Source organism: Chiayiivirga flava, assembly GCF_014202825.1.
Taxonomy (GTDB): Bacteria; Pseudomonadota; Gammaproteobacteria; order Xanthomonadales; family Xanthomonadaceae; genus Chiayiivirga; species Chiayiivirga flava.
The window spans coordinates 217,291-234,974 of sequence record NZ_JACHHP010000002.1; the positions used below are offsets into that span (position 1 = coordinate 217,291).

Annotated in this window: 14 protein-coding genes; 6 read left to right on the top strand and 8 right to left on the bottom strand. The window is 69.4% G+C overall.

Features of this window, described 5'->3' with window-relative positions; genetic code table 11:
• Nucleotides 1-94: 94 nt before the first annotated feature.
• Complete coding sequence (locus tag HNQ52_RS05470) at nucleotides 95-2,107, top strand: bifunctional DedA family/phosphatase PAP2 family protein (protein WP_183960108.1); 2,013 nt, start codon at nucleotides 95-97, stop codon at nucleotides 2,105-2,107.
• Nucleotides 2,108-2,113: 6 nt separating this feature from the next.
• Here the strand turns inward: HNQ52_RS05470 and HNQ52_RS05475 are convergent, their stop codons facing one another.
• The 4 genes from HNQ52_RS05475 to HNQ52_RS05490 form a co-directional block, all read right to left on the bottom strand.
• Nucleotides 2,114-2,701 carry an LON peptidase substrate-binding domain-containing protein gene (locus HNQ52_RS05475; protein WP_183960109.1) on the bottom strand — a complete coding sequence of 196 codons (588 nt, stop codon included), beginning with the start codon at nucleotides 2,699-2,701 and terminating at the stop codon, nucleotides 2,114-2,116.
• A gap of 179 nt (nucleotides 2,702-2,880) precedes the next feature.
• Complete coding sequence (gene mpl / locus HNQ52_RS05480; RefSeq protein ID WP_183960110.1) at nucleotides 2,881-4,242, bottom strand: UDP-N-acetylmuramate:L-alanyl-gamma-D-glutamyl-meso-diaminopimelate ligase; 1,362 nt, start codon at nucleotides 4,240-4,242, stop codon at nucleotides 2,881-2,883.
• Between the two features lie 31 nt (nucleotides 4,243-4,273).
• A complete protein-coding gene (locus HNQ52_RS05485) occupies nucleotides 4,274-4,807 on the bottom strand; it encodes a hypothetical protein (RefSeq protein WP_183960111.1) in 534 nt (177 codons plus the stop codon).
• Nucleotides 4,808-4,836: 29 nt separating this feature from the next.
• Nucleotides 4,837-5,412, bottom strand: coding sequence for an adenylate kinase (locus HNQ52_RS05490; RefSeq protein ID WP_183960112.1), 576 nt, complete (start codon nucleotides 5,410-5,412; stop codon nucleotides 4,837-4,839).
• A 234-nt stretch (nucleotides 5,413-5,646) separates the two neighbouring features.
• Between HNQ52_RS05490 and HNQ52_RS05495 the strand changes: the two genes are divergently transcribed.
• Both HNQ52_RS05495 and HNQ52_RS05500 read left to right on the top strand, forming a co-directional pair.
• Nucleotides 5,647-6,909, top strand: a complete 1,263-nt coding sequence (locus HNQ52_RS05495) for a 6-phosphofructokinase (RefSeq protein WP_183960113.1) — start codon at nucleotides 5,647-5,649, stop codon at nucleotides 6,907-6,909.
• Between the two features lie 146 nt (nucleotides 6,910-7,055).
• Nucleotides 7,056-7,451, top strand: a complete 396-nt coding sequence (locus tag HNQ52_RS05500) for a DUF2782 domain-containing protein (protein ID WP_183960114.1) — start codon at nucleotides 7,056-7,058, stop codon at nucleotides 7,449-7,451.
• A 16-nt stretch (nucleotides 7,452-7,467) separates the two neighbouring features.
• Here HNQ52_RS05500 and HNQ52_RS05505 read toward each other — a convergent pair whose 3' ends face one another.
• Nucleotides 7,468-8,559 carry a TRAP transporter substrate-binding protein gene (locus tag HNQ52_RS05505; protein WP_183960115.1) on the bottom strand — a complete coding sequence of 364 codons (1,092 nt, stop codon included), beginning with the start codon at nucleotides 8,557-8,559 and terminating at the stop codon, nucleotides 7,468-7,470.
• A 238-nt stretch (nucleotides 8,560-8,797) separates the two neighbouring features.
• Here HNQ52_RS05505 and HNQ52_RS05510 point away from each other — a divergent pair, with 238 nt between their 5' ends.
• Both HNQ52_RS05510 and HNQ52_RS05515 read left to right on the top strand, forming a co-directional pair.
• Nucleotides 8,798-10,765 carry a serine/threonine-protein kinase gene (locus HNQ52_RS05510; protein WP_183960116.1) on the top strand — a complete coding sequence of 656 codons (1,968 nt, stop codon included), beginning with the start codon at nucleotides 8,798-8,800 and terminating at the stop codon, nucleotides 10,763-10,765.
• Nucleotides 10,766-10,850: 85 nt separating this feature from the next.
• Nucleotides 10,851-11,954: an acyltransferase family protein gene (locus tag HNQ52_RS05515; protein WP_183960117.1), complete on the top strand. Its 1,104-nt coding sequence runs from the start codon at nucleotides 10,851-10,853 to the stop codon at nucleotides 11,952-11,954.
• A 1-nt stretch (nucleotide 11,955) separates the two neighbouring features.
• Here HNQ52_RS05515 and HNQ52_RS05520 read toward each other — a convergent pair whose 3' ends face one another.
• Nucleotides 11,956-12,825: a pirin family protein gene (locus HNQ52_RS05520; RefSeq protein WP_183960118.1), complete on the bottom strand. Its 870-nt coding sequence runs from the start codon at nucleotides 12,823-12,825 to the stop codon at nucleotides 11,956-11,958.
• A gap of 192 nt (nucleotides 12,826-13,017) precedes the next feature.
• Here HNQ52_RS05520 and HNQ52_RS05525 point away from each other — a divergent pair, with 192 nt between their 5' ends.
• Complete coding sequence (locus HNQ52_RS05525; protein WP_425486475.1) at nucleotides 13,018-13,953, top strand: bile acid:sodium symporter family protein; 936 nt, start codon at nucleotides 13,018-13,020, stop codon at nucleotides 13,951-13,953.
• 358 nt (nucleotides 13,954-14,311) lie between these two features.
• Here HNQ52_RS05525 and uvrD read toward each other — a convergent pair whose 3' ends face one another.
• Both uvrD and HNQ52_RS05535 read right to left on the bottom strand, forming a co-directional pair.
• Nucleotides 14,312-16,477 carry a DNA helicase II gene (uvrD, locus tag HNQ52_RS05530; RefSeq protein WP_183960120.1) on the bottom strand — a complete coding sequence of 722 codons (2,166 nt, stop codon included), beginning with the start codon at nucleotides 16,475-16,477 and terminating at the stop codon, nucleotides 14,312-14,314.
• A gap of 374 nt (nucleotides 16,478-16,851) precedes the next feature.
• Nucleotides 16,852-17,526, bottom strand: a complete 675-nt coding sequence (locus HNQ52_RS05535) for a TetR family transcriptional regulator (protein ID WP_183960121.1) — start codon at nucleotides 17,524-17,526, stop codon at nucleotides 16,852-16,854.
• Between the last annotated feature and the right edge of the window lie 158 nt (nucleotides 17,527-17,684).

The following is a 17,684-nucleotide window of genomic DNA, read 5'->3' on the forward strand; positions in this document are numbered from 1 at the left end:
TGTCCTCGAAGCGGTGAACGCGGCGGGAACATGCCGCGCCGTGGCCGCACAGTGTAAGCCGGAGTGGCGGTCCGCCCACCTATACTCCGCGCCCATGGATTCGAGCACGCTGGACGCCCTGGTCGCCTGGATCGGCCAACACCCGATCGCCGCGGGCCTGGTGATCTTCCTCGTCGTGTTCTGCGATGCGGTGGTGATCCTGGGTGTGGTGGTGCCGGCGGTACCGATCATCTTCGCGGTCGGCACGCTGGTGGGCCTGGGCATCGTCGACGGTCCGTACGCCATCGTCTGCGCCGCGCTCGGCGCGTTCTGCGGCGACGGCATCAGCTACGTGATCGGGCACAGGTACGGCGACCGCCTGAAGCGCGTGTGGCCGTTCTCCAGGCACCCGGACTGGCTGCAGCAGGGCGAGGTGTTCTTCCGCCGGCACGGGCTCAAGGGCATCTTCATCGCGCGCTACGTGGGTGCGGTGCGGCCGTTCGTGCCGGCCATCGCGGGCATGCTGCGCATGCCGGCGCGCCAGTACGTGCCGGCGAGCCTGGCTGCCGGCGTGAGCTGGGCCATCGTGTTCCTCGTGCCGGGCTGGATCTTCGGTGCATCGATCGATCTGTTCTCGGCCATCGCCGGCCGGCTCGCGCTGGTGCTGGGCCTGCTGCTGGCGTCGCTGGCGCTGATCTACTTCACCGTCGACCAGATCTACCGCTGGTTCGCGCCACGCACCACGCTGATGCTCGAACGCGCGCTGGCGTGGTCGCACCGGCATCCCGTGCTGGGTCGGTTCTCCGGCGCGCTGATCGACCCGAACCGGCGCGAGTCGGCTTCGCTGCTGCTGCTGGCCATTGCGCTGATCTTTGCCGGCTGGGCCTTCTTCTCGCTGCTGCTGATGCTCGCCGGCAGCGGCGATCCGCTCGGCGTGGACCTGGCCGTGCACCACGGCCTGTTCGGCCTGCGCACGCCGCTCGCCGATCACCTGATGGCGATGCTCGCCGCGCTCGGCGACTGGCAGGTGCTGGCGCCGGCCGCGCTGCTGGTGTTCGGCTGGCTGGTGTGGCGACGACGGCACACGGCCGCGTGGCATTGGCTGGCGGCGATCGCGTTCGGCCTCGCACTGGTGAGCACGCTCGGGTTCCTGCTCGACATGCCGAAGCCGCCCACCAACACCGCCGTCGCGGGCTTCAGCTTTCCGTCGGGCCCGGTGACGATGGCCACCGTGGTCTACGGCTTTTTCGCCGTGCTCGTGGCGCGCGAGTTGCCGGGGCGGCGACGCGCATGGCCCTACGCGCTGGCGGGCCTGCTGGTGACGATGATCGGCTTCTCGCGCCTGTACCTGGGCGCGCACTGGCTCTCGGACGTGCTCGGCGGCGTGCTGCTCGGCCTGCTGTGGATCGCGGCGCTCGGCATCGCCTACCGCCGCCGCGTGACGCGCTCGTTCTGGGTGCGACCGATTTCGCTCCTGTTTTTCGGCGCGGTGGCGGTGATCGGCGTGTGGCACGGCAACCGCAGTGCGGAGGCGACGCTGCAACGCTTCGATCCGCCGCAACTGCGTGATCCCGTCGCCACCGCCGACTGGTGGAACCGCGACTGGCAACGCCTGCCCGTGCGCCGCAACGAATTCCGCAACGAACGCGCCTGGCCGCTGAACGTGCAATACGCCGGATCGCTGAAATCGCTGCAGCGCCGGCTCGAACGCGCGCACTGGGAGACCGCACCCCCGGCCAGCTGGCAGGGCCTGCTGCGCACGCTCGACAAGAGCGCCACGCCGCAGACGCTGCCGGTGCTGCCGGCTTCGCACAACGGCCACGGCGACGCGCTGCTGATGACGCACGCCGGCCCGACGCCGGACACCCTGCTCGTGCTGCACCTGTGGCCGGCGCCGCTGCGGCTCGAACCCTCGCAGGCGCCGGTGTGGCAGGGCACGGTCGCCACGCTGCGGTTCGAGGAGCAGCTGCGCGTGTTCAACCTGTGGCGCCTTCAGCCGGACACCGGCGATGCCCTCGCCACGCTCGCGCGCGGTGTTCCGGGACTGCAGCAGCGCCGCGTGGAACGCGCGGGCGACGATGGCGCGGTGTTGCTGCTGCACCAGGGCAAGCCGCCGCGGGCGGACTGAGCGCGGCTACGCCTCCTGCAGCTGCGGCAATCGCTGCACGATGCGGTCCAGTCGCGCGTTCGGGTCTTCGCACTGCAGCAGTTCCTGCCGGTCCGGGCCCGAGAACGGCAGCAGTTCCGCGAGGCGAAAACCGACCCACGCCGCGTCGTCGAACAGGCGCTGCTCGGCCTGGGCCACGGGGCCGCCGAAGCGCTGCACCAGTCGCTGCAGCAGGATGCCGAGCAGGCCGTGCTCCGGCCGCAGGCGTTGCGGCGGCGGCTCGACCAGCCAGTCGACATCGGCGACGATGAGGCCGTTGTCGCGCACGCGCGTGCGGCGCACGCGAAACCGCTGCCCGCCGCGCACCACGAGTCCGAGCAGGCCGTCGGCATCGGCATGGAAGTCGACGATCTCCGCGAGCGTGCCCACCGCGGCGGGCGTTTCCGGAGTGGCGACCTCGTCGCCATCGAGGATCATGCAGATGCCGAAGCCGCTGCCCTGGCGGCCGCACTGGCGCAGCATGTCCAGGTAGCGCGCCTCGAACACGCGCAGGCGCAGCTCGCCGCCGGGAAACAGTACGCTGCGCAGGGGGAAGAGGGGGAGCTCCGTGGGCACCTTGCGAGTCTAGCGTGCGTTGCGTTGCCGTGAGACTGATTTGGCTTGGTCAACTGAAGCGCTTTGATAGAACGAAGCACGATGGATGCCGTCCTTCTCCCGCCGGGAGAAGGACTCCAGCGCCGAGAGGCGCGGCGCGGCAGCGGCAGCATCGGTGCAGGTGCAACCGATACGCGCGATCAACCCTGCGACAGCATTGCCGCAAACCGCAGCGGGGCACCCTCGAAGCCGCCGTTGGACATGAAAACGACCTGGTCGCCCGCACGCACGTGTAGCCGCAACGCAGCGAGCAGCGCATCGACGTTCGCCGCGGCGACACCTTCGCCACGCAACGCGCCGATGACGCCCTCCGCGTCCCACGGCAGGTCCGGCCGACGCAGGAACACCACCACGTCCGCCGCATCGAGCGACGGCGCCAGCTCGACCGCGTGCGCGCCCAGGCGCATCGAATTGCTGCGCGGTTCGATGGCGACGATCACGCGGCCCGCGCCCGCTCGCGCGCGCAGGCCGGCAAGCGTGGTGCGGATCGCGGTGGGGTGGTGGGCGAAATCGTCGTAGACGCGGACGCCGCCGGCATCGGCGAGCAGCTCCATGCGGCGCCTGACGCTGCGGAACCCCGCCAGCGTCGGCAGTGCGACACGCGCGTCGATGCCGGCGGCCTGCGCGGCCGCAAGCGCAGCCAGCGCGTTCATCACGTTGTGCCGACCGAGCAGCGGCCAATGCACAGTGCCGATGTGCTCGCCGTGGCGATGCACCTCGAACGCGGAGCCGTCGGCGGCGAGCAGGCGCGCGCGCCAGTGCGCGTCGGCGTCGATCCCGAAGGTGTCGACCGGCGTCCAGCAGCCCATCGCCAGCACCTGCGCAAGCGCGGCGTCCTCGCCGTTGACGATGAGCCGGCCGTTGCCGGGCACGGTTCGGACGAGATGATGGAACTGGCGCTTGATCGCGTCGAGGTCGGGAAAGATGTCGGCGTGGTCGTATTCGAGATTGTTGAGCACCGCAATGCGCGGCCGGTAGTGCACGAACTTGCTGCGCTTGTCGAAGAACGCGGTGTCGTACTCGTCCGCTTCCACGACGAAGCAGGCGCCGGCGCCGCGCCGTGCGGACACCTCGAAGTTGCCCGGCACCCCGCCGATGAGAAAGCCGGGCTGCGCGCCCTGCGATTCGAGGATCCACGCCAGCAGCGAAGACGTGGTGGTCTTGCCGTGCGTGCCGGCCACCGCCAGCACCGTGCGCCCCGGCAGCACGCGCTCGGCCAGCCACTGCGCGCCGGAGGTGTAGCGCATCCCCGCATCGAGCACATGCTCGACCGCGGCATTGCCGCGCGACAGCGCATTGCCGACGATCACCTCGTCCACGTCGCCGGAAATGTGCTCGGCGCGGTAACCCGATGCCAGCGCGATGCCCAGCGCTTCGAGCTGCGTGCTCATCGGCGGGTAGACGTTCTGGTCGGAACCCTCGACCGCATCGCCGTGCTCGCGCGCGAGCGCCGCGAGCCCGCCCATGAAGGTGCCGCAGATGCCGAGGATGTGGAATTTCATGCGGACGCTCCGGATGTGCGCGGACCTGGCGTCACTGCAACGCCACGGGGAACAGCACCTGCTCGATGCCCAGCTCCAGCAGGAACAGGCCCAGCGCCAGCAGCACGCCGCCGGCCAGCGGCCAGCCGAGCGCGTGGCGCCAGATGTGGCCGTCGACGGCGATCTTCCATGCCACGAGGCAGATCGCGGCGATGCTGACGAATGCTTGCCGCGGCGTCGGCGGCGTGCCTTCCGACGGCGGTGGCATGTCCACGCTCAGCCACAGCAGCGGCGCCATCGCGATGGCGAACAGGATGCCGGTACCGACCAGCGCGGTCAGCGTCTGCACGTAACGCGCGCGGCGTTGCCGCCACTGCAGCACCAGCCACGGCAGACCGAGCGTGAGCACGACGCCGAGCAGCAGTCGGTGCACCGCCACCTCGCCGCGCAGCAGCAGCGAGAACAGCACCTGCAGCCCGACGGCGACCAGCACCAGACCGCGCAGCAACGGGATGGAATACGGCAGATCCTGCGGGCCGAGGCGGCGCAGGCAGATGCCGACGAGGAGGCGGAGCAGCTGGTTCATGCGCAGGCGATGCCGGCGCGAACACCCGGTCAGGCGTTCGCGGTCTGCCCGGTGGCGGCGAGCACGCGCTGCAGCACGTCTTCGACGCTGCCCACGCCGAACACGCACACGAGCTTGCCGGCGGCGCGGTAGAAATCGATCACCGGCGCGGTCTGATCGGTGTAGACGCGCAGGCGGTGACGGACCGCATCCGGACTGTCGTCGGCGCGGCCTTCGGCACTGGCGCGACCGGCCAGGCGCTGCACCAGCAGCTCGGTGCCGACATCGAGCTGCACCGCAGCGTCGACCGGCTGGCCCAGGCGCGCGAGCAGGGCGTCGAGCGCGTGGGCCTGCGCGAGGTTGCGCGGATAGCCGTCGAGGATGAAGCCCTTGGCGGTGTCGCCCTGGCCCAGGCGTTCTTCGAGCATGCCGAGCACGATGTCGTCGGAGACCAGATCGCCGCGGTCCATCACGGTCTTGGCCTGCAGGCCGAGCGGCGTGCCCGCCTTCACCGCGGCACGCAGCAGATCGCCGGTGGAGATGTGCGGGACGTCGAGCGCGTCCTTCAGGCGCGTCGCCTGCGTGCCCTTGCCCGAACCGGGTGCTCCGAGTAGTACCAGTCGCATACGCGTGATGCCCAAAGACGAAGAAGCACCGCGCGGTGCACCGGACGGTTCCGGGACCTTTCCGTTAGACTCGTCGTCGTCCGGACGCAGTGCGATGCAGCAACGCTAACCGCAGTCCGCAGGCAAGTCAAACCGCGGCCCGGCGCGCTTCGCGGCGCGTGCGCAGGCCTTTGTCGCGTGCGCTCGCAGCAGGTGCGCGGCCCGTGTCCCACCTCCACACCAAGGTCAGCACCGATGAGCAAAGGCACCCTGTTGTACGCGCAGTCCGGCGGCGTCACCGCCGTCATCAACACCACGGCCGCGGGCGTGATCGCCACCGCGCGCGCCAACGGGCTGAAGGTGCTGGCGGGGCGCAACGGCATCATCGGCGTGCTGCGCGAGGAGCTGATCGATACCTCGAAGGAATCGCCTGCGGCCATCCGCGCACTGCGCCACACGCCGGGCGGCGCGTTCGGCTCGTGCCGCTACAAGCTCAAGTCGCTGGAGGAGAACCGCGCCCAGTACGAGCGCCTGATCGACGTGCTGCGCGCGCACGATGTGCGCTATTTCCTCTACAACGGCGGCAACGATTCGGCCGACACCGCCAACAAGGTGTCGCAGATCGCCGCGGCGTTCGGGTATCCGCTGATCTGCATCGGCGTGCCGAAGACGGTGGACAACGATCTGGCCGTGACCGACACCTGCCCGGGCTTCGGTTCGGCGGCCAAGTACACGGCGGTGTCGATGCTCGAAGCGAGCCTCGACGTGGCCTCGATGAGCGAGTCGTCGACCAAGGTGTTCGTGATGGAAGTGATGGGCCGGCACGCGGGCTGGCTCGCCGCCGCCGCGGGCCTCGCGGCCAAGTCGCCGGATGAGGCACCGCACATCATCCTGTTCCCGGAAATTCCGTTCGAGGAAGAAAAATTCCTCGCGGCCGTGGACAAGGTGGTGAAGCGTGTGGGCTGGTGTTCGGTGGCGGTGTCCGAAGGCCTGCGCACGCCGGACGGGAAGTTCCTTGCCGAAGCCGGTGGCAAGGATGCGTTCGGGCATGTGCAGCTCGGTGGCGTGGGGCCGCAGATTGCGCAGCTGGTGAAATCGAAGCTCGGGTACAAGCAGCATTGGGCGGTGCCGGATTACCTGCAGCGCTCGGCGCGGCATCTGGCGTCGAAGACCGATGCGGATCAGGCCTGGGCCGTCGGCGAGGCGGCGGTGAAGTACGCGCTGAAGGGCATGAACGCGGTGATGCCGGTGATCAAGCGCGTCTCCGATGCGCCGTTCCGCTGGAAGATCGAGCCGGCGCCGCTGTCGAAGGTGGCCAACCACGAGAAGACCCTGCCGAAGAACTTCATCCGCAAGGACGGCTACGGCATCACCGACAAGGCACGGGCGTATCTGGAGCCGTTGATTCGCGGCGAGGATGTGCCGCCGTACGGGAAGGATGGCTTGCCGGTGTATGTGCGGTTGAAGAATGTGCCGGTGAAGAAGAAGCTCGCCGACTACGCCATCGCGGATCGCTAGGCGATCCGCGGCCGGCCGCCGTCCACGACGACGCGCGGCTCGGCGCAGACCCCGGACTGAACGCCGGCGTGACACCGCGTGCGCCTGCCGCCTCCGGGCACGACGCGGGCGCGTATGCTTGTGGGCTCGCGATGCGGAGACCGATCATGCACAAGATCCTGCCGTTGTTGTCCTGCCTGCTGCTGGCCGGCGCCTGCGCGGCGCAGGCCGCGGAGCCGGCACCCGTGCCGCCCCCGCCGCCGATCGATCGCGATGCGCCTCCGCGCGAGGCGGCCGCGGCGCCGCCGGACGGCACCCTGCCGGACAAGATCGTGCTGCCCCCGTCCGACGAGGCCGCGCCGCAGGTCACCATCCGCAGCGAGGACAACGGCGACACGGTGGAGGAGTACCGCATCAACGGGCAGATCACGATGGTGAAGGTGCGGCCCAAGCGCGGCATTCCGTACACCATGATGGACACCAACGGCGACGGCCGCCTCGATCGCAGCGACAGCAACGCGCCCGTCGGCCCGGTGTACTACACGATCTACGAGTGGGACTGATGTGCGCGCGGCGCCCTCAGCGCCGCGCCTTCGAATATGCGTCGTCCGACAGCGCCGCCCACGCCATCGCCTGGCGACGGAACGCGGTGTACGAATCGAACACGCGCTGCGCGAACGGATCGTCCGCCACCAGGTCGTCCAGCACCGCTTCGCTGGCGCGCCGCAACGCCGCCAGCACATCGCGCGGCAGTTCGCGTACCACCACGCCGTGCTCGTCGCGCAACTGCGCGAGCGCCTGCTGGTTGCGTGCGGCGTAGCCTGCGAGCATCGATTCGTTGACCGCCCGGCAACAGGTGTCGACGATGGCCTTCAGATCGTCGGCCAGCGCGTTCCAGGCCGTGGCGTTGACCGTGCACTCGAGGATGGTGCCCGGCTCCTGCCAGGCCGGCACGTAGCAGAATTTCGCGGCGCGGTGCAGGCCGAAGGCGAGGTCGTCGTAGGGGCCGACCCATTCGCTGGCGTCGAGCTCGCCGGACTTGAGCGCATCGAACAGCTCCGCGCCCGGCACGTTCACCGGAGCGGCGCCCAGGCGCGCCATCACCTCGCCGCCGAGGCCGGGGATGCGCATCTTCAGCCCGCGCAGATCGGCCGGGCGGCGGATCTCGCGGTTGAACCAGCCGGCGGTCTGCGCGCCGGTGCTGCCGCACGGAAACGGCACCAGACCGAACCCGGCATAGAGCTCGCGCCACAGCGCGAGGCCGCCGCCGTCGTACAGCCAGGCACTCATCTCCAGCGCGGTCATGCCGAACGGCACGGTGCAGAAGAACGGCGCCGCCGGGCTGCGGGTGCGCCAGTAGTAGGCGGCCGAGTGCCCCATCTGGGCAGTGCCGTCGGCCACGGCATCGAAGACATCGAACGGCGCGACCTTCTCTCCCGCACCGAACACGTCCACCGTGAGCCGTCCGCCGCTGGCGCGGCCGACGAGCTGTGCCAGTTCCTTCGCGGCGGTGCCCATGCCGGGAAAATCCGACGGCCACGAGGTCACCATCGTCCAGCGCAGTGGCGGTGCCTGCGCCGCGGCCGGTGCGCTCGGCGGCGGGCCGCAGCCGGCCAGACCGGCCCCGAGCGCGGCGCCGCCGAGGGTGCCGAGGACTGCGCGGCGGTGCATCGGACGCGGCGTCGACATGCGCGAGGGACCCGAGGCGAACAGACCCGGAGTGTACCCGCAGCCCGAATCCCCGATCACCCGCCCAACCGCGCCTGAACGCCGGCGCGCGCGCTTGGCCGATCCGGCGGCGGGGCGTCGTTACCCACTCCACGAACGCCGCATCCCGCGGCGCCCTGCGGCCGCTGGTGCTACGATGAATTCTCCGACTTCTTCCACCCCGTCTTCGCGGGAGAGCACGATGAAAACCCACCTGGGTCACTACGAGATCGTCGCCGAACTCGGGCGCGGCGGCATGGGCGTGGTCTACAAGGGCTTCGAGCCGGCGCTGAACCGCCACGTCGCCATCAAGGAGCTCTCGCCGTCGCTGGCGCACGATCCGAACCTGGTCGAGCGCTTCCTGCGCGAGGCGCGCTCGATGGCGGCGCTCTCCGATCCGCACATCATCCAGGTCTATTTCATCGGCACCGACGAGGCCACGCAGCAGCCGTTCTTCGCGATGGAATTCGTCGACGGCGACTCGCTCTCGGGCCTGCTCAAGCGCGAAGGCAAGCTCAGCGTCGAGAACACGCTCAAGATTCTGCACCAGACCGCGCAGGGCCTGGCCACCGCGCACGACAAGGGCGTGATCCATCGCGACATCAAGCCCGGCAACCTCATGCTCACCACGCGCGGGCAGGTGAAGATCGCCGACTTCGGCATCGCGCTCGCGACGCAGGACATCTCGAAGAAACTCACCTCCACCGGCGAGTTCGTCGGCACGCCCGGCTATCTCTCGCCGGAAGTGTGCCTGGGCAAGATCGTCGACCAGCGCTCGGACATCTTCTCGCTCGGCATCGTCATGTTCGAGATGCTCAGCGGCAAGACGCCGTTCTCCGACGAGAGCCCGCTCGGACTCATGCTGGAAGTGGTCAAGGCCGAGATTCCCGACATCCGCGGCATCAACGCCGAAGTCGATCCGCAGACGGCCGCGATCCTCACGCGCATGGTCGCGAAGGAGCCGGCCGACCGCTTCCAGAGCTGCCACGACCTCGCTGCGGCACTGGAAGCGCATCCGCTCGTGGCCAAGGGCGGTACGGTCAAGTTCGCCGTGGCGAAAGCCGCGCCGAGCGATGCCACCGTCGTCGGCGCGCCGACGCCCGCCTCGCTGCAGCAGCGTGCGCCCACGCCGCCGCCGGTGGTGCGTGCCGCAACACCGGTGCCGGTGGCGCCGCCCGCGCCGCCCGCGGGGCCGCCCACCGGGCGCAGCGCGCAACGTCCGTCGGTGCTTGCGCGCGACAAGAAATCGAGCCCGGTGCTGCCGCTGGCGATCGCGGCGGCCCTGGTGCTGGTGCTGGCCGGTGGCGCGTACGCGTTCCGCGGTCCGCTCGGCGACTTCGCGCGCGGCTTCGGCGAGGGCTTCACCGGCAGCACGGCGGCGTACGACTCGGGCAAGGCCACCGGCAAGGCGACCAATCCGGTCGGCACCAGCGTGGCGGCCAATCCGGCCACCGATCCGGCCGCGACGGCGAGCACCGCGCTCACCGCCAGCAACGGCAGCAGCACCGCGACGGTACCGCAGACGCCCGATGCCTCCGAAACACCCGTGGAACGGCCGGCCAGCATCCCGGTGGCACCGGTTCCGGGCGGCGACGCGAGCATGGCCGCGGCAACGCCCGCCAGCCAGGCACCGGCTGCGGTCGCGCCGCCGGCCACGCCGGCCGTGGCGGTCGACGCGCCCGCCAAGCAGGTTGCCAGCGCGCAGAAGCCACGCGAAGTGATTCCGCCGCCGCCGCCGCGCGTGGCGGTGGTGGCGCTCGGCGATTCGGCCATCACTGGCCCGGCGCGCCAGCGCATCGAGGAGCGTCTTGCCGACGCCGGTTTCGACATCTTCGACGCCGAGGTGAGCGGCGCGACCAATCGCGGCGACCTCGCCGGCGTGCTGTCCGCGTTGCGCCGCGACGCGGCGGTGGTCATCGTGGTGAAGGCCGAACCCGTCGGTTCGGAGTTCATCACCTACTACGGCCAGTCTTCCGAGCTGTTCACCGCCAACCTCAACGTGCGCGCCTACACCGTGCAGGACAAGCGCCCGGTCGGTGTCGGGTTCCGCGAGAAGGTGCAGTTCACCACCCTCAACGCCGACACCAAGGCCGAAGAAGCGGTGAGTCCGCGCCTGGATCGCCTGCTCGGCGAGCTGTCGGCCTACCGTCCGCGCGGCAGTCGCGGCTGACGGTGCGCCTATCGTCCGACGGCGTCCCTGCGGCGCTGTGCCCCCGCCGGCCGTCGCCCCTGCGACGGCCGGCGTCGTTTTCGCCGTGAGCGCCGCGCCGCCCGCATTGCCTGCCACCGGGGACGACGCGGCCACGCGTGGCACGCCGACGACGCTTGCGCACGGCCTTGCCCGGCGCGACAACAACTTCAACCTGATCCGCCTGATCGCGGCGTGGCTGGTGATCTATGGCCACTCCTACGCGATCACGGCCGATCCGGGCCGGGATCTGATCCTGCGCTACGTGCAGATCAAGTTCGCCGGCGGGGTGGCGGTGGACGTGTTCTTCTTCGTGTCCGGGGTGCTGATCGCCGCGAGCCTGGCGCGGCACTCGTTGCGCGAATACCTGGTCGCGCGCGTGCTGCGCATCTACCCGGCGCTGCTGGTGTGCGTGGCGCTGACGGTGTTCGTGCTCGGGCCGCTGGCGACGGTCGACGCCGGCTACTGGCGCGACCCGCAGACCTGGCGCTATCTGTGGGTGAACGCCACGCTGTGGAGCACCGAGCACATGCTGCCGGGCGTGTTCGCGGGGCTGCCGAACCAGGGCGTCAACGGTTCGCTGTGGTCGCTGCCGATCGAGGTGCGGCTGTACCTGGTGCTCGCGCTCGTGTCCCTGGTGGGCCTGTTCCGGCCCGAGCGCTTCAACGCGTGCTTCGTCGTCGCGATGGCGGTCGGCTTCCTCGTGCTCGGCACCGGCACGCTGAAACCCGCCGACAGCAACAGCGCGTGGTGCACGGCCTATTTCCTCACCGGCGCGTTCTGCTGGCACAACCGCGAGCGCATCCCGCTGTCGTGGCCGCTGCTGTTCGCGGTGCTCTGCGTGGCCGCGGCCACGTTCGGCGGGCCGCGCTACCACGTCGGCTATTTCCTCGCGGTGTGTTACGGCGTGCTGATGCTGGCCTTCGTGCCGCGGCTGCCGGTGATCCGGCACACCGATCTTTCCTACGGGCTCTATCTTTACGGCTGGCCGACCCAGCAGCTGGTGCAACTGGCGTGGCCCACGGCCGGCTGGGGCGGCAACACGGCCGTCGCGACCGTGCTTGCGCTGTTGCTGGCGTGGGCCTCGTGGACGTGGATCGAGGCACCTGCGCTGCGCCTGAAACACCGCCTCGTCGGCGCGCGCCCGGCGGCGCGCGCCGCGATGCCGTGACTCAGAACCGTCCGGCGCGAACGTCCTCGAAGGCCTGGCGGATCTCGTCCGGCGTGTTCATCACGAACGGGCCGTAACGCGCCACCGGCTCGTTCAGCGGCCGGCCCGCCACCAACAGAAAACGCGCCTCGCCCTCGCCCGCGGCCACGTGCACCTCGCCGCCGTCGCCGAGCACGCCGAGCTGGCCGCGCCGCAGCGTGGCAGCGCGCTGGGTACCGTCGACGGCCACATCGCCGACGAACGGATACACGAAGCCGTGATGGCCGTCGGGCAGCCGCGCCTCGAAGCGCGCACCGGCCGGCAAGGTCACGTCGAGGTAGAGCGGTTCCGTGCCGGGCGCCTGCACCGGGCCGCGCGTGCCGTCGTGTTCGCCCGCAATCACGCGCACGCGACCGCCGTCCGGCAGGTCGCGCTCGGGAATGTCCTGCGGCGGGATGTCCTGGTAGCGCGGCGCGGTCATCTTGTCCTTCGCCGGCAGGTTCACCCACAGCTGGAATCCCCACATCAGGCCGTTTTCCTGTTCCGGCATCTCCGAATGCTGCAGACCGCGGCCGGCCGTCATCCACTGCACCGAACCGGGCTGCAGCAGGCCTTCGTTGCCGGCCGTATCACGATGCCGCATGCGGCCGGCCAGCATGTAGGTGACGGTCTCGAAGCCGCGGTGCGGATGCGTCGGGAAGCCGGCGATGTAGTCGCCCGGGTCGTCGGAACGGAATTCGTCGAGCAGCAGGAACGGATCGAGCCGGTCGAGCGCCGGCTGGCCGATGAGCCGTGTGAGCTTCACGCCCGCGCCGTCGCTGGCGGGCAGGCCGGGCAGCACGCGCGCGACGCTGCGGCGGATCGGGACAGGTGTGGCGGGGCTGGCAGACATGCTGGACTCCACGAAGGACAGGTTCCCTTTGTAGGGCCACGACCTCGCCGGGGGAATGCGCCGGAGGCGGAACGCATCGTTCACCGTGGCAGAACGCCGGCGGTCGTGGCGGTGCGTCGATTCGTCGCGCCGGCCCGATGCCGCGACGGCACGCGGCGCCGCGCGTGGTCTAATCGGCGCTCGCACGGCGACGTGCTCGGCTTGGATCGGCGTCGGCACGACGCTTCGGGGAGAGAGGGGCACACGATGGGCGGCAACCAGCTGCTGACGATTTTCCTGCCGATCGCGCTCGCGATCGTGATGGCGGGCCTCGGCCTGCACCTGACGCTGGCCGATTTCCGCCGCGTCGCCAAGCAACCGCGCGCGGTGATCGTGGCGCTGGCCGTGCAGACGCTGCTGCTGCCGCCGGTGGCGTTCGGCATCGCATACGTCCTGAACCTGCCGCCGGAATTCGCGGTCGGCATGGTGCTGCTCTCGGCCTCGCCCGGCGGCGTCACAGCCAACATCTTCAGCCACCTCGCCCGCGGCGACGTGGCGCTCAACGTCACGCTCACGGCGGTCAACAGCCTGCTCGCGCTGGTGACGCTGCCGCTGTGGACCGGGCTCGCGCTCAACGTGTTCCTCGGCAGCGAGAATGCCGTGCCGCCGCCGCTGCGCAAGCTGGTGGAAGTGGCGGTGATCGCGCTGGTGCCGGTGGCGCTGGGCATGGCGCTGCGTGCGTGGAAGCCGAAGATGGCCGATGCGGCGGAAAAGCCGGTGCGGCTTCTGTCGACGGTGGTGCTGGCGCTGCTCATCGTGCTGGCCATCGCGAGCGAGTTCTCCACCTTGCTCGAACACGTGGCCGCCATCGGCATCGCCTGCCTCGCGTTCAACCTCATCAGCCTGTTCTCGGGCTACCTCTCGGGCCTGGTGATGAAGCTTGGCCGGCCGCAGGCGATCGCGATCGGCTTCGAGATCAGCATCCACAACAGCACGCTGGCGATCCTGCTGGCGCTGCAGGTGCTGGGCAGCGAACTGGTGGCGATTCCGCCGGCGGTGTATGCGGTGCTGATGTATCCGGTGGCGGCGGCGTTTGCGTTCTGGTTGTTGCGGCGGCAGCGGAAGGAGGCGGTGACGCCGGTGGTGTAGGCGGCCAGTGCTGGTGCCACGTCGGCACCGCATCGGCACCCACCGCATCGACACTGCGACGGCACCGATATCGACATCGGCAGCGCGACCAAGGCGAAGCGGCGCGTGACGCCGCGACCTGCACAACCGTCGCACCCTTCCCAATCGTCATTCCCGCGAACGCGGGAATCCAGTGCCCCTTCTTGGTTTTGCTCTGCCTGCCTTGTCGTTGAATCTCCAAGAGCCAACGCCAAGAAAGGGCACTGGATTCCCGCATTCGCGAGAATGACGTCGGGTGGGGTGATCGGAACGGCGAAAGCCGCGGTTTCGACTGCGTTCTGGGTTTCGACGGGGTTCGCGGTGTCGACGACGTCCGCGCCTAGGCCGCCTCGAGTTTCGCGAACGCAAGCACCAGCCATTTTGGCCCCGCGTCCTCGAAGTTCACATGCACGCGTGCGTGCGCGCCCGAACCTTCGGCGTCCATGATCGTGCCCTCGCCGAAGTGCGCGTGCCGCACGCGCTGGCCCAGCTTCCATGCCGCCGGCATTTCCTGCTCGATGGAACGGGCACGGGACGTGCCCATCGTCGACGGATAACTCACCTGCACCCGCGGCCGCACCTCGTGCAGCACCTCGTTCGGAATCTCGCGCAGGAAGCGTGAGGGCATCCCGTACGTGTCCATGCCGTGGATGCGACGCGATTCGGCGTAGGTGAGCACCAGTTTCTGCCGCGCACGCGTGATGCCGACGTAGGCGAGGCGGCGCTCTTCCTCCAGCCGCCCGGCTTCGTCGAGCGAGCGCTGGCTCGGGAACAGGCCTTCCTCCAGCCCGCCGAGGAACACGAGCGGAAACTCGAGACCCTTGGCCGAATGCAGCGTCATCAGCTGCACGCCGTCTTCCCACGACTGTGCCTGGCCTTCGCCGGCTTCGAGCGAGGCATAGGCGAGGAAGCTCACCAGCTCCGGCAATTCTTCTTCCGCTTCGATGCGCACGAAACGGCTCGCCACGGTGACGAGTTCGTCGAGGTTGTCGGTGCGCGAATCGAGCAGGCCTTTCGACTCGGCCGCGTAGTGCGCACGCAGGCCGGACTTCGCCAGCACGTGGTCGATCTGTTCGGCGAGGTCGAGATCGGCGATGTCCTTCGCGAGCTGTTCGATCAGTTCGACGAAGGCACGCAGCGCGTTCTTCGCACGGCCGGCCAGCGTGCCGTCGGTGAGCTCCAGCAGCACCGATTCCCACAGCGGCGCCGCGCTGTCGCGCGCGCGCGAACGCACCTGCTCCAGCGTGCGGCCGCCGATGCCGCGCGTCGGCGTGTTGACCGCACGCTCGAACGCCGCGTCGTCGGCGCGATTCGTGATCAGGCGAAGGTAGGCCAACGTGTCCTTGATTTCGGCGCGCTCGAAGAAGCGCAGGCCGCCGTAGACGCGGTACGGCAGCGAGGCCTGGATCAGCGCCTCTTCGAATGCACGCGACTGCGCGTTCGAGCGGTACAGGATGGCGCAGTCGAGCGCGGTGCCGCCGTCGCGGATCCATTGCTGGATGCGTTCGATGACGAAGCGCGCTTCGTCGATTTCGTTGTAGGCGGCGTAGAGATCGATCGGTTCGCCGTCGGCGTCTTCGGTCCACAGTTTCTTGCCGAGGCGCGACGGATTGTTCGCGATCACCGCGTTCGCCGCCGCCAGCACGTTCGCGGTGGAACGGTAGTTCTGCTCCAGCTTGATCGTGGTGGCGCCGGGGAAATCGCGCAGGAATTGCTGCACGTTCTCGACCTTGGCGCCGCGCCAGCCGTAGATCGACTGGTCGTCGTCGCCCACCACCAGCACCTTGCCGGTGTCGCCGGCGAGCACGCGCACGAAGGCGTACTGGATGGTGTTGGTGTCCTGGAATTCGTCGACGAGGATCTGGCCGAAGCGCTGGCGGTAGTGTGCGAGCAGGCCGGCGTTCTGCAGCAGCAGTTCGTGCGCGCGCAGCAGCAGTTCGGCGAAGTCGACGAGGCCGGAGCGGCGGCACAGGGCGTCGTAGGCGGTGTAGATCTGCAGCAGGGTGTCGGTGGCGTGGTGGCCGTCCTGGATGTGCTGCGGGCGCTTGCCTTCGTCCTTCTGGTTGTTGATGAACCACGCGGCCTGTCGTGGCGGCCAGCGGCTGTCGTCGATGCCGAGGTCGGCGATGACGCGCTTGATCAGGCGCAGCTGGTCGTCGCTGTCGAGCACCTGGAAGCTTTCCGGCAGGCCGGCTTCCTGCCAGTGCAGGCGCAGCAGGCGGTGCGCGAGCGAGTGGAAGGTGCCGATCCACATGCCGCGCGTGCCGTCGGGCATCAGTGTGTCGCAGCGGTGGCGCATCTCGCGCGCGGCCTTGTTGGTGAAGGTGACGGCGAGCACGCCCCACGCGGGCACGCGCTCCACCTGCAGCAGCCACGCAATGCGGTGCACGAGGACGCGGGTCTTGCCGGAGCCGGCGCCGGCGAGGATCAGGCTGTGGCCGGGGGGCGCGGAGACGGCGTCGCGCTGGGCGGCGTTGAGGCCGTCGAGAAGGTGGGAAACATCCATCGGGGAATTGTAGCGGGGGTGGTGCGTGCGGGTTCGGGGTTGCTGCTGGATGCGTGATCGTTGATGCGCGGCAGATGCAACGAGTGTCGCGAGGGTGCGCGTCGAGACGCGCTGCCGCATCGCTTCCGACGAAGCCTGGGCGCGCACGACTGCGAACTCCTCCACCCCGTCGTCCCGGCGAAAGCCGGGACCCAGTGGCGTTTCCTGGTTTTGATCCGACGCGAGGAAGCAAACCGAGCAACGCCGCTGGGCCCCGGCTTTCGCCGGGACGACGGGTTGGGTTGAGGCCGGGCGAGAGGGGCGACATTTCGACTTCGATCAACGGATATGCCTTCGAGCAATCGCGTTCGCAGCCGCAGTCGCCCACGATTCCGTCAGCGCTTCCGAATCCCGTCGATCAACAGATCCAGCGCCTGCATCACCATCCCATACAACGAAAAACTCCCCGTATTCCGCAACCACAACCGCATCAACCCATGGATCGCCCCGTGCAGCGTGAACGCCGCCGCCTGCAGATCCAGATCCCCACGCACCTGCCCCGCCTCCCGCGCCAGTTCCAGCATGCGCCGCGTGCAGCCGACGAAGAATTCCGTGCGCGTGTGCTCCAGCGCCCGCAACGGCTCCATCTCGTCCGTGAGCTCGCAGCGGTTGATCAGGATGTCGCAGGCGTTCTGCTGGTGCCCGTTCTGCTCGATCTTGTGCATGGAATCGAGCAGATGCCCGCGCCACGCGCCGAGCGGATCGGCATGCGGGGTGCGCAGCAGCAATTCGAAACTATCGTAGAGCGGCAGGATGATGCGGTCGCTCATCGCCAGCAGCACGTCGGTCTTGTTCTTGAAATGCCAGTACACGGCACCGCGCGTGTGCCCGGCGCGCTGGGCGATGTCTTCCAGCCGCGTGCGCGCCACGCCCTTTTCGCGGAACACCACTTCGGCCGCGTCGAGGATGGCGTCGCGGGTGAGCTGGGCTTCTTCCTTGGTTTTCCTGGCCATGGGCTGCGGGGAACCGGATGAGGGAGGGAGGTCGGCGGATGCGCAGTGTGGCGCCAATCTGAACGCAAACCACGCCGAGCCGAACTGGTCTCACTTTACATACGTTCGTGGATGTATGTAAAGTTCGCATCCTCGCTCGTGCTGCACTGCGTCACGGCCGGTTCACCCGGTCCCGACGCCCCGATGCGGCCGCGCGATTCCCGATTTCCTGCTTG

What these genes read in the sequence shown, in the direction of transcription:
- mpl (WP_183960110.1), bottom strand. Translation starts at nt 4,242, where the DNA reads ATGAAATTCCACATCCTCGGCATCTGCGGCACCTTCATGGGCGGGCTC.
- HNQ52_RS05490 (WP_183960112.1), bottom strand. Translation starts at nt 5,412, where the DNA reads ATGCGACTGGTACTACTCGGAGCACCCGGTTCGGGCAAGGGCACGCAG.
- uvrD (WP_183960120.1), bottom strand. Translation starts at nt 16,477, where the DNA reads ATGGATGTTTCCCACCTTCTCGACGGCCTCAACGCCGCCCAGCGCGAC.
- HNQ52_RS05510 (WP_183960116.1), top strand. Translation starts at nt 8,798, where the DNA reads ATGAAAACCCACCTGGGTCACTACGAGATCGTCGCCGAACTCGGGCGC.
- HNQ52_RS05520 (WP_183960118.1), bottom strand. Translation starts at nt 12,825, where the DNA reads ATGTCTGCCAGCCCCGCCACACCTGTCCCGATCCGCCGCAGCGTCGCG.
- HNQ52_RS05505 (WP_183960115.1), bottom strand. Translation starts at nt 8,559, where the DNA reads ATGCACCGCCGCGCAGTCCTCGGCACCCTCGGCGGCGCCGCGCTCGGG.
- HNQ52_RS05485 (WP_183960111.1), bottom strand. Translation starts at nt 4,807, where the DNA reads ATGAACCAGCTGCTCCGCCTCCTCGTCGGCATCTGCCTGCGCCGCCTC.
- HNQ52_RS05500 (WP_183960114.1), top strand. Translation starts at nt 7,056, where the DNA reads ATGCACAAGATCCTGCCGTTGTTGTCCTGCCTGCTGCTGGCCGGCGCC.
- HNQ52_RS05495 (WP_183960113.1), top strand. Translation starts at nt 5,647, where the DNA reads ATGAGCAAAGGCACCCTGTTGTACGCGCAGTCCGGCGGCGTCACCGCC.
- HNQ52_RS05470 (WP_183960108.1), top strand. Translation starts at nt 95, where the DNA reads ATGGATTCGAGCACGCTGGACGCCCTGGTCGCCTGGATCGGCCAACAC.